General features: G+C 23.2%; 10 protein-coding genes and 1 pseudogene. 10 read left to right on the forward strand and 1 reads right to left on the reverse strand.

Annotated features, from left to right (window positions below):
• Nucleotides 1-288 precede the first annotated feature (288 nt).
• The 3 genes and pseudogenes from nth (at nucleotide 289) to tyrS (ending at nucleotide 4,507) form a co-directional block, all read left to right on the forward strand.
• A pseudogene (gene nth, locus D9V74_RS00550) lies at nucleotides 289-914 on the forward strand (endonuclease III).
• 21 nt (nucleotides 915-935) lie between these two features.
• Entirely contained in the window at nucleotides 936-3,104 is a 2,169-nt protein-coding gene (gene priA, locus D9V74_RS00555) for a primosomal protein N' (RefSeq protein ID WP_158362302.1), read from the forward strand.
• Between the two features lie 134 nt (nucleotides 3,105-3,238).
• On the forward strand, nucleotides 3,239-4,507 hold the full coding sequence (tyrS, locus tag D9V74_RS00560; RefSeq protein ID WP_158362304.1) for a tyrosine--tRNA ligase: 1,269 nt from the start codon (nucleotides 3,239-3,241) through the stop codon (nucleotides 4,505-4,507).
• Here tyrS and D9V74_RS00565 read toward each other — a convergent pair.
• Nucleotides 4,496-4,906 (reverse strand): iron-sulfur cluster assembly accessory protein, encoded by a 411-nt coding sequence (locus D9V74_RS00565; RefSeq protein WP_158362306.1) that lies wholly within the window; start codon nucleotides 4,904-4,906, stop codon nucleotides 4,496-4,498. The two genes, tyrS and D9V74_RS00565, sit on opposite strands and share 12 nt — an antisense overlap.
• 212 nt (nucleotides 4,907-5,118) lie before the next feature.
• Between D9V74_RS00565 and ydiK the strand changes: the two genes are divergently transcribed.
• The 7 genes from ydiK to pheS all read left to right on the forward strand — a co-directional run bounded on the left by ydiK (nucleotide 5,119) and on the right by pheS (nucleotide 12,099).
• On the forward strand, nucleotides 5,119-6,198 hold the full coding sequence (gene ydiK / locus D9V74_RS00570; RefSeq protein WP_158362308.1) for an AI-2E family transporter YdiK: 1,080 nt from the start codon (nucleotides 5,119-5,121) through the stop codon (nucleotides 6,196-6,198).
• 345 nt (nucleotides 6,199-6,543) lie between these two features.
• Nucleotides 6,544-7,590 (forward strand): 3-deoxy-7-phosphoheptulonate synthase, encoded by a 1,047-nt coding sequence (locus D9V74_RS00575; RefSeq protein ID WP_158362310.1) that lies wholly within the window; start codon nucleotides 6,544-6,546, stop codon nucleotides 7,588-7,590.
• 184 nt (nucleotides 7,591-7,774) lie between these two features.
• Nucleotides 7,775-9,703: a threonine--tRNA ligase gene (gene thrS / locus D9V74_RS00580; RefSeq protein ID WP_158362312.1), complete on the forward strand. Its 1,929-nt coding sequence runs from the start codon at nucleotides 7,775-7,777 to the stop codon at nucleotides 9,701-9,703.
• Nucleotides 9,704-9,706: 3 nt separating this feature from the next.
• Nucleotides 9,707-10,246: a translation initiation factor IF-3 gene (gene infC, locus D9V74_RS00585; protein WP_158362314.1), complete on the forward strand. Its 540-nt coding sequence runs from the start codon at nucleotides 9,707-9,709 to the stop codon at nucleotides 10,244-10,246.
• A gap of 66 nt (nucleotides 10,247-10,312) precedes the next feature.
• Nucleotides 10,313-10,510: a 50S ribosomal protein L35 gene (gene rpmI / locus D9V74_RS00590; protein WP_158362316.1), complete on the forward strand. Its 198-nt coding sequence runs from the start codon at nucleotides 10,313-10,315 to the stop codon at nucleotides 10,508-10,510.
• 41 nt (nucleotides 10,511-10,551) lie between these two features.
• The gene (gene rplT, locus D9V74_RS00595; protein WP_158362318.1) at nucleotides 10,552-10,908 is read left to right on the forward strand and encodes a 50S ribosomal protein L20; all 357 of its coding nucleotides are present in this window, start codon (nucleotides 10,552-10,554) and stop codon (nucleotides 10,906-10,908) included.
• A gap of 195 nt (nucleotides 10,909-11,103) precedes the next feature.
• Nucleotides 11,104-12,099: a phenylalanine--tRNA ligase subunit alpha gene (gene pheS, locus D9V74_RS00600; protein WP_158362320.1), complete on the forward strand. Its 996-nt coding sequence runs from the start codon at nucleotides 11,104-11,106 to the stop codon at nucleotides 12,097-12,099.
• Nucleotides 12,100-12,106 lie beyond the last annotated feature (7 nt).

Here is a 12,106-nt window from a genome sequence, read left to right on the forward strand (position 1 = left end):
AAACAATCATCATATACACAATTTATAGAATTTTTAATTTATCCTAAGTAGTTGTATAATTTATAGGTATTTTAATCCTATTGATTAGTAAAGTAGATATAGAAAATTTTATTTTATATAAATTCTCTACAATTTATTATTTTTTAATTATTTAGATTTAATTTTTTAATGTTTATATTTTTATATTAACTTGTATTCTTTCTGTCAAAATATAATAGATTTATATGTTTAAAAAATAGAATTAGAAATCATTTAAAATTTTTTTGCATTAAAAAATTAGAAATAATTATGAATAAAGAAATACGTTATAAAATTTTGTTATTATTTCATGATAAATATCCAGAACCTAAAATAGAATTAGTATTTTCTTCAGATTTTGAATTGTTATTATCTGTCATGCTTTCAGCTCAATCTACTGATATAATGGTTAATAAAGTAACACAAGAATTATTTCAAGTAGCAAATACTCCGGAAAAAATTTTATTTTTAGGAAAAAAACGTCTGATAAATTATATTAAAGGAGTAGGATTATATAATATAAAAGCATTAAATATTATTCGTACTTCTTATTTACTATTAACTCAGTATAAGGGGAAAGTTCCAAATAATCGTATTGCATTAGAATCTTTTCCTGGTGTAGGAAGAAAAACTGCTAATATTATTTTAAATATATTATTTAAAAAAAAACTATTGCTGTTGATACACATGTTTTTAGAGTATCTAATCGTACTAAGTTCGCTACAGGTCAAAATGTTAAAGAAGTTGAAAAAAAATTAATTAAATTAGTACCTAATATTTTTAAATTAAATTTTCATTTATGGTTTGTTTTGCATGGGAGATACATTTGTACTGCAAGGCAAATAAAATGTGATATATGTTTAATACATAAATTCTGTGAATTTAAAAAAAAATAATATATTTTAATGGATATAAAAGTGATTATTGTAAAAGTTGTTTTACCTTTTCCAATTAGAAGATATTTTAAATATTTTATGCCTGATTGCATGTATCCTGTTATTGGTGGACGTATTATAGTTCCTTTTCATTCTAAAGAGATAATAGGTATTGTCATTGATTTTTATAATGAAATTGATACAAGTCAATTAGATTTAAAATATGTAATATCATTAATTGATACTCAATCTCTTTATAATAAAAGTATCTTAGATATTTTAATATGGACAAGTAAAAATTATCAATGTCCCATTGGAAATTTATTTTTTTCTATTTTACCAAAACTTTTACGTTCTAATTATGTTCCAAAAAAAACATATATTTTAAAATGGAGTATAACTAAAAAAGGACAAGAATTAGATTTAAAATATTTTAAAAATAAAAAAACACAGTTGCGTGCTTTACTGATTTTAAAAAAACGTAGCATCTTAAGTACTGAATTAAAAATATATCAATTATCTAAATTAATTTTAAAAAAACTAGAAAATCAAGCATTATGTGATATGAGTACTAGTAATAATAAAAATTTTCAAGATCAATTTTCTCTAAACAATAAAAGCAAGATTTTTGTGAATAAAAAAATATTAATTGTTATTAATGATTTTTTGAATCAAAAATATTTTAAATCTTGGTTGTTAACAAAAATTAATTTACATGTTAAAGTAAAATTTTATTTAGGTTTAATTAAAATATTATTATGTAGAAATATACAAATATTAATTTTAGTACCTTATATTAAAAATATAAATATTATTTTAGTATTTTTGAAAAAATATTTTAATATTTCTATTAATATTTTTCATTCAAAATTAAATAGTAGACAATGTTTAAAAGTATGGTTAAAAACAAAAAATGGTAATAATTTAATTATTATTGGTACAAAAAAAAGTATTTTTTTGCCTTTTTTTAATCTTGGTTTGATTATTGTTCTTGAAGAACATCATTTACAATATAAAAGTATTAGTCAATGTAGATATAATTTTAGAGATTTAGGAATATTAAGAGCATATAAAGAAAATATTCCTATAATTTTAGATTCAGATACTCCGTCACTGAGAACATTATATAATATTTTATATAAAAAATGTTTTTATATTAATTTACCTGAATGTGATCGTATTAATAAATATAATTATAATATTATTAATTTAAAAAGAGAAAAAACAAAATTTGGTTTATCTTTAACTTTAATCAACGAAATTTATAAAAATATTAAAAAAAAACAAGTATTATTAATTTTTAATAAATTAAGTTTGTTTTTTTGGGTATTAATATGTGAGCAATGTAACTGGATATTTAAATGTACTTTGTGTCAAGATGATTTTGAAATAAATGAATATCATAATATTTTATTTTGCAAATTTTGTTTAATTAAAATAGAAAAACCAACATTTTGTTACAATTGTGGTTATTTAAAATTGGTTGTTAAAAATATCAATTTAGAACAAATTAAAAATAAAATAAAAAATATTTTTCCAAAAATTCCATTATTTTTTTTACTAAAAAATAAAAATATTAATCAAAATAATTGTGAAATATCTTTAAAAAATCCTCATATTATTATATCAACAGAAGAAATTATAGAAAATTACTATTTTCCTAATGTAAAATTAGTGAGTTTGATTTCTGTTGATCATCATTATTTTTCTTTTCATTTTCGTTCTATTGAATATTTTTCACAATTTTATATTAATTTACATAAATTAACACGTTTTAAACAAAAAGAATTAAAAATATTTATACAAACATCCTTTCCTAACGATGTATATTTAAAAGAAATATGTAATAATACATATCATAACTTTTCTAAAAAATTATTATTTCTAAGAAAAAAATATTTGTTACCACCGTGGAGTTGTCAAAGTATTATTTATTCTGAAAGTTTACATTCAGAAAATAATATTATTTTTCTTAATTTTATTCGTCTAATTTTAGAAAAAAAATCTAATCAATATAATATATTTCTGTGGTTAATTGGACCACAAAATTCTTTAATATTGAAAAATAAAAAAAAAAAAATTAATCACTTAACAATTCAGTGTTCTTCACGTGTTGCTCTTAATTATTTATTAAATGAATCTATTGATATAATAAATATTTTTTCTATTTCAAAACATGTGAAATGGTTTGTAGATATCGAACCTAATTAAAAAACATAAAATATTTTTATTGTAATAATTATTTTTATTGATTGAACTTCTAAAAGAATTAACTTAAAATATTCTAAGTATAAATAATATTTTACGTATAAATATTTTGTTTGATTGTGAAATAAGAAGGTTTTATGACTGAATTTAATTTAATTGAAGCATTACGTAATAGAAGTTTAATACATCATATTACAAATGAGAACAATTTAAATAAAATAATTCAAAATAATTCAATTTCTCTTTATTGTGGTTTTGATCCAACAAGTGATAGTCTTCATGTCGGTCATCTTTTACCATTAATCACTTTAAGACGTTTTCAAATAGCAGGTCATCGTCCTATAATTCTTATAGGAGGAGCAACGAGTTTGATAGGAGATCCTAGTTTCAAAGAAAAAGAACGTATTTTTAATACTAATGAAAATGTTGATTTATGGACAAATAAAATTATTAAACAAATTTCTTGTTTTTTAGATTTTAATTGTGGTAATAATAGTGCATGTTTATTAAATAATAACATATGGTTTAAAAAAATAAATGTCTTATCTTTTTTAAGAGATGTCGGAAAGTATTTTTCAATTAACAAAATGATTAATCGAACTGCAGTTAAACAAAGAATTATTCGACCTGATCAAGGAATTTCATTTACAGAATTTTCTTATAATTTATTACAAGCATATGACTTTTTTTTCTTAAATAAGAAACATGAAGTGCTTCTACAGATCGGAGGAGCTGATCAATGGGGTAATATTTCTTCTGGAATGCATTTAATTCATCGTAGATGTAAAAAAGAGGTTTTTGGTTTAACTATCCCTCTCTTGATGCAAGATAATGGAATGAAATTTGGAAAAACAGAATCTGGAGCCATATGGTTAGATATCAATAAAACTAGTCCATATAAATTTTATCAATTTTGGATGAATATAGAAGATATTCATGTGTATTATTTTTTAAAAATGTTTACTTTTATAGATATCTCGGAAATAAATAAAAGAGAACAAGAAAATAAAAATAAAAAAAATATTATTTCTGATAAGTCTCTTCTTGCTAAGAATATTACTCTATTAGTTCATGGGAAAGATAAATTATTATCAGTCGAACGAATTACTGATTTTCTCTTTTCAAAAAAAGATATTCATATTACAATATCTGATTTTAAACAATTAAAACAAGATGGTATACCATCAGTAGAAGCTTGTCAGATAAAAGATTTACAAGATGCATTAGTAAAAACTTCATTAGCACAATCTCGAACTCAGGCTAAAAATATGATAATTTCAAATTCTATTTCAATCAATAAACAAAAAATAAGAAAAAATCATATTTTTAATTATAATGATAAAATTTTTGGAAAATTCACACTGTTATCTAGAGGAAAAAAACATCATTCTTTATTATGTTGGTAATTTTTTAAAATTAATTGCAAAACTTTCACCACAACCGCAAAATTTGTCTAGTTTAGTATTATAAAATTTAAATACTTTGTTAATATTATTTTTTATATAATCTATTTTTACTCCTTCTAAAAACGGCATATCTTGAGAAAAAATATATATCAAAATATTTTTATATAAAAAAGTCACTTCTTTTGGATGTGATGGGTTATGTAAATCTGAATGTTTTACTAATTCCATAGTATAGCGAAATCCTGCACATCCTGATTTTTTTATATTTAATCTAATTCCTTTATTATCAGAATCTAAATTAATTAAAAACATCATTTGATGTATAGCAGATTTAGTTATGGAAATGCCTTTCCATTTTTTTTTATTTAATATATAAGTATTAATTTCATATTTTTTCATGATATTCCTAATATGTTAAAAATTATTTGAGAATGGTAAAATTTAAAAAACATTTTTATTTTGAAGAAATATTTATATTTTAAATAATATTATTTTTATAACTTTTAATGTTATAATTATTTTATATTTCTATAGAAATATAAATTGTATTATAAAAATTAATTTTGCAAGAAATTACTTATAATATAAAAATATTGAGGTAAAATAATTATATGCAAAATTCAAGAGACAAGATAGATTTATCACAATCTATTTTATCACTGATATTTATTATTTCTATGGGTGTAGTGAGTTTTTTAGTTATAAAACCATTTATATTAGGATTTTCTTGGGCTAGCATGATTGTAATTGCTACATGGCCGTTAATGTTAAAAATACAAAATTTTTTTGGGGGAAAACGTGCTTTAGCAGTATTAATAATGATTATTATTCTACTGCTTTTATTCATTATTCCAGTATTTTTTTTAGTTAAAAGTTTAATTGCGACAAGTATACCTCTAATACATTGGTTGAGTTCAAATACTTTAGAGTTCCCAGAATTAGAATGGCTTCAAGATATTCCTTTAATTGGAAAAAAAATATTTATTAGTTATCAAGAATTATTAGATAGTGATGGAAGAGCATTAATTCGTGAAATAAAACCTTATATGGGACGTACAACTGAATTTTTTATTATTCAAGTAAAAAACTGTGGTTTATTTTTTATTCATTTAATATTAATGCTTTTTTTTAGCGCCTTGTTATACTGGAATGGAGAAAAAATTAGTGAAATAGTAAAAAATTTTGCGTATCGACTCAGTAAAAAAAATGGTTATGCTATTGTTTTATTAGCAACTCAAGCAGTAAGAGCCGTTGCATTAGGTGTTGCAGTAACAGCTTTAATACAAGCTTTATTATCTGGTATAGGGTTATTAATTTCTGGTGTTCCTTATTGGGCATTATTAATGATAATAATTTTTTTTTCTTGTTTAATACAATTAGGTCCGTTACCAATTTTAATACCATCAATTATATGGCTATATTGGAATAATAACACTACTTGGGGCACAATATTATTAATTTGGAGTTGTCTTGTATTTATATTAGATCATATATTAAGACCATTTTTTATAAGGATAGGAGCAGATTTACCTATTTTATTAATTTTATCTGGAGTTATTGGAGGTTTATTAATTTTTGGAATGATAGGTTTATTCATTGGTCCAATAGTATTAGTTATATTTTATCGTTTGATAATATCATGGACGTATGGAATTTCACTTGCATCATTTTTAGAAAAAATACATCGTTAAAAATCAATTAATTCATATTTAATAATAGATTTAATAATAGAATAAATAAATACTTTTAATTCAATATAATCTAAATTATGATAATATATAAAATAATTCATTATATTATTAAATAAAAAAATGATCATATACAATTATTTCTTGATATTTGATCTTCCTTTGTTCCTGTTTAAAATTCTATCAGATTATTTATATAATACTAATTAAAATTCTTCATCCAAATAAAATTTTTTTTATTCAGTATTATAAAGTTATTAAAAATAATATTTGAACTGATTAGTTTTTCGTTATTGTTATCATATCTATCTATTCTTTCCAGAATAAAAAATTCATTTAGAGAATAAAATGAAAAAAACAGATGAACTACGTACAATACGTATTGATCCATTAATAACTCCATCTGAATTAGCAAAAAAATATGCTATTACTTCAGAGATCATGGATACCGTTATCGCAACAAGACAAAATATTGCTCGTATCATGACTGGAAAAGATTTGCGATTACTTGTTGTAATAGGTCCATGTTCAGTGCATGATCCTGTTGCTGCAGTAGAATATGCTCATCGATTATATGAATTACGATTAAAATATAAAGAACGTCTTGAAATTATCATGCGTACATATTTTGAAAAACCAAGAACAGTAGTGGGATGGAAAGGATTAATTTCAGATCCAGATTTAAATAGAAGTTTTAGAGTTAATCATGGATTAGCTATTGCTCGGAAATTATTATTAGATATTAATGCAATAGGTATGCCTGCTGCAACAGAATTTCTTGATATAGTTATAGGTCAATTTATTGCTGATTTAATTAGTTGGGGTGCTATTGGAGCTAGAACAACTGAAAGTCAAATTCATAGAGAAATGGCTTCTGCTCTTTCATGTCCAGTTGGTTTTAAAAATGGTACTGATGGAAATATTCGAATTGCTATCGATGCTATTCGGGCTGCACAAGTACAACATTTATTTTTAGCACCTAATAAAAATGGACAAATGACAATTAATCATACTAGTGGTAATCCATATGGACATATCATTATGAGAGGTGGTCGTTCTCCAAATTATCATGCTGATGATATTAATTCAGCTATAAAAAATTTACGTGAGTTTAATTTATCAGAATATTTAATGGTTGATTTTAGTCACGGTAATTGTTTAAAAGAACATCTTCGTCAAAAAAATGTTTCTGAATCTATTTCACGTCAAATTTCTCAAGGTTCTAAATCTATATTTGGTGTTATGATCGAAAGTTTTTTAGAAGAAGGTTTTCAAAAAGTCGTACACAATCAACCATTAATATATGGAAAATCTATTACTGATGCTTGTTTAAATTGGAAAGACAGCACTTTAATTATTAAACAATTAGCAGATGCTGTAGATGCTCGTTTTTAATCAGTGTGTATGCTAGTCAAAAAAAATTGACTAGCATATTTTTTTAATTTAAATATGTTTATATATATTTTTTTGATACTCTATTCTGATCTGATATTTACAAATAGATACTATATAAATAATTATTTTTAAATTGATATTCGATTATTAAATAAATAATATTTTTAATTAAGGACGTAATAGAATGCCTGTAATAAGATTTTGCGATGGAAGTCAACAGGTGTATGAGAATTCTGTTTCATTAATAGAGATTATTAAAAATAAAAATCCTAATATAATAAAGTCTCTAATTGCGATTTCTGTAAATAATCAATTTTCAAATTTAAATGCTATAATTAAAGAAGATTCTATTATTAATTTCATAAGTAAAAAAGATCATCAATCGCTAAATATTATTCGTTATTCTTGTGCACAATTATTAAGTTATGCGATAAAAAACATATGGCCATATGCACAAATTGCTGAAATTAATATTTTAGAAAACGGTTTTTATTGTGATATAGATTTAAAAGATACAATTTTATTAAAAGATCTTGTATTTTTAGAAAAAATAATGAAACGTTTTGTGAAAAAAGAATATGATATTTTAAATAAACGTGTTTCTTATTCTAAAGCACGAGATATATTTCAAAAACGTAATGAAAAATATAAAATTTTTTTTATAGATAAAAAACTTAATTCTTATGAAAATATTTCATTATATTATCATGAAAATTATGTCGATTTTGATATAGGTATACAAGTATTTAATATAAAATTTTGTAATAATTTTAAACTACAAAATATTGGAGGTGTATACTGGGAAGGAAATAAAAATAATAAGATGTTGAAAAGAATTTATGGTACTGCTTGGTCTAATAAAAAACAACTAGATGAACATCTTAATTATTTAAATGAATTAGAAAAAAGAGATCATAGAAAAATTGGGAAGTTTCTTGAATTATATCATATGCAAGAAGAATCTCCAGGTATGGTGTTTTGGCATTATAATGGTTGGATCATTTTTAATGAACTAAAAAATTTTGTTCGAGTAAAATTAAAAGAATATAAATATCAAGAAGTTAAAACACCATTATTAATAGATCAATTAATATGGAAAAAAACTGGACACTGGGATAATTATAAAAATGCAATTTTCACTACTTCATCAGAACATCGTGAATATTGTATTAAACCAATGAATTGTCCTGGTCATGTTCAGATTTTTAATCATAGGTTGAAGTCTTATCGAGATTTACCTATTCGTATGGCAGAATTTGGAAGTTGTCATCGAAATGAACCTTCAGGTTCTTTGCATGGTTTGATGCGTGTGCGCAATTTTACACAAGATGATGCTCATATATTTTGTACTAGAGAACAAGTTCGTACTGAAATTAATGATTGTATTAAAATGATATATGATTTATATAGTATATTTAATTTTAAAAAAATATTAGTTAAATTATCTACTCGTCCAGAAAAACGTATTGGCACTGATTCTTTGTGGAATAAAGCAGAAAAAGATTTATCTGATATGCTTATAGAAAATCATTTATCATTTGAATATCAATTAGGAGAAGGAGCTTTTTATGGTCCTAAAATTGAATTTATTTTACAGGATTCGTTAAATAGAAGTTGGCAATGTGGAACAATACAATTAGATTTTTATCTACCTTTACGTTTAAATTCATTTTATATTAATGAACACAATGAACGTAAAGTTCCTATTATTATTCATCGAGCCATATTAGGTTCAATAGAACGATTTATAGGTATATTAATTGAAGAATCTTCAGGTAATTTACCAACATGGTTATCTCCAGTTCAAGTAGTAATTATTAGTATTTCAGCAATTGGAAAAGAATATATTACACAATTAATTAAAAGATTGTCTGATATTAATATTCGTGTAGAATCTGATTTAAGAAATGAAAAAATGGGTTTTAAAATTAGGCAACACATATTACGTAAAATTCCTTATATTATCATTTGTGGTGAAAAAGAAATTAGTTCTAAAAAAATATCTGTTCGTAATAGAAAAGGTTATAATTTTAATATGATTGATCTTAATTTTTTTATTGAAAAGTTACAAAAAGAAATTATTACTCGTAACTTTTATCAAATGGAGGAATAAAGTATTAAAGGTGGAAAAAGAACTCAATTAACACGTCCTAATCGTATTAATAGTGAAATACGTGCTATTAAAGTACGTCTAACAGGTGTAGACGGCAATCAAATTGGAATAGTTAACTTACGCGAAGCTTTAGAAAAATCTGAAGAATTGGGATTAGATTTAGTTGAAATTAGTCCAAATGCTGAACCTCCTGTTTGTCGTATTATGGATTATGGAAAATTTCTTTATGAAAAAAGTAAATCTTCTAAAGAACAAAAAAAGAAACAAAAAGCAATTCAAATCAAAGAAATCAAATTTCGTCCTGGAACTGATGAAAGCGATTATCAAGTTAAATTGCGTAATTTAATACGATTTTTAGAATATGGTGATAAAGTAAAAATTACTCTCCGATTTAGAGGTCGAGAAATGGCTCATCAAAAAATTGGTGTAGATATGTTAAATAGAATTAAACATGATTTAATAGAATTAGCAATTGTCGAATCTTTTCCATTAAAAATTGAAGGTCGTCAAATGATCATGGTATTATCGCCAAAGAAGAAATAGTATTTATAAATTAATTACATTAATAATTAGTTATATTTTCTTTTTATAATTTAAATGAAATAGTTTATGCTAAAAATTAAAACTTTAAAAAGTGCAGCAAAGCGTTTTAAAAAAACTGCATCTGGTAAATTCAAACGTAAACAAGCAAATTTACGTCATATTTTAACAAAAAAAACTACAACTAAAAAACGTCATCTTCGTTCTAAAGTTTTAGTATCTAAAAAAGATATAGAACGTGTTAAATCTTTTTTGCCATATGTATAATTAATTTTTTTTGTTAAGATTTTATGAATAGGAGAGCATAAATGGCTCGTGTAAAACGTGGTGTAATTGCTCATGCTCGTCATAAGAAAATCTTAAAGCAAGCAAAAGGTTACTATGGAGCGCGTTCACGCATTTATAGAGTTGCATGTCAAGCAGTAATTAAAGCTGGTCAATATGCTTATCGTGATAGACGACAAAGAAAAAGACAATTTCGTCAATTATGGATTACGCGTATTAATGCTGCTGTTCGTCAAAGTCAAATGTCTTATAGCCAATTTATTTTTGGTTTAAAAAAAGCTTCAATTAATATTGATCGAAAAATATTATCTGATATTGCTATATTTGATATTTTTTCATTTAATAAATTAGTAGACAGGGCAAAACAAGCTTTATTATAAACATTCAATTGTAATATATTTAGAGGGGAAAACGTATCTCCCCTCCATTTTTTAAAATTAATAATTTTAATTAAAATATTATTTAATATATTTTAATTATTAATTTTTATATCTAAAAAAATCAGCTTCCTTAATGGGAGCTTTTTAGTATATTAAGTTATAAAGTTTAATTCATAAAATAATAAAGAAAATAAAATGTTAAATTTACAAACATTATTTAAAAAAATTAAAATAGATATAAAAAAATCAACAACTATTGAAGAATTGAATAAAATTAGGGTTCAATATTTAGGTAAAAAGGGAATTTTAACTGCTTATATAAAAAATTTAAAAACATTTTCTTTTTTGGAAAAAAGACAATATAGTATTTTGATTAATAAAAAAAAACAAGAAATAATTGATGATATTCAAAAACATAGCAAATATTTAACTATGTTAATGTTAGAAAAAAGAATTAAACAAGAAAAAATTGATATTTCTTTACCTGGTCGTCGTTATGATAATGGTAGTTTTCATCCTATTACAAAAACTATTTATGATATTGAAACATTTTTTTTTAAATTAGGTTTTGAATCGATTTATGGTCCTGAAATAGAAGATGAATATCATAATTTTGATGCTTTAAATATTCCTAAAAATCATCCAGCGCGCAATAGTCATGATACTTTTTGGTTTGATACTAATCGGTTATTAAGAACTCAAACTTCAAATATGCAAATTCGTATTATGAAAGAAGAAAAACCTCCCATGCGGTTTATTTTTCCTGGAAAGGTATACAGAAACGATTATGATATGACACATACACCTATGTTTCATCAAATTGAAGGTTTAATAGTTGATCGAAAGATTACTTTTTCTAATTTAAAATGGATGATATATAATTTTTTATATGATTTTTTTGGGGATAAAGTATCTATTAGATTTCGTCCATCTTATTTTCCCTTTACAGTACCTTCAGCAGAAGTAGATATTTTTATAAAAGATGATTTCATAAAACCATTAGAGATTTTGGGGTGTGGAATGGTTCATCCAAATGTATTGAAAAACGTTAATATTAATTCTAGTATATATTCTGCTTGTGCGTTTGGAATAGGTGTAGAAAGAATGGCAATGTTGCGTTATAAAATAACTGATATTCGGTCTTTTTTTGAAAATGATATCAGATTTTTAAATCAATTTAAATATAATTAGTGAGATG

Origin of the sequence: Buchnera aphidicola (Macrosiphoniella sanborni) (assembly GCF_005080885.1) — a bacterium.
GTDB classification, from domain to species: Bacteria; Pseudomonadota; Gammaproteobacteria; order Enterobacterales; family Enterobacteriaceae; genus Buchnera; species Buchnera aphidicola_AU.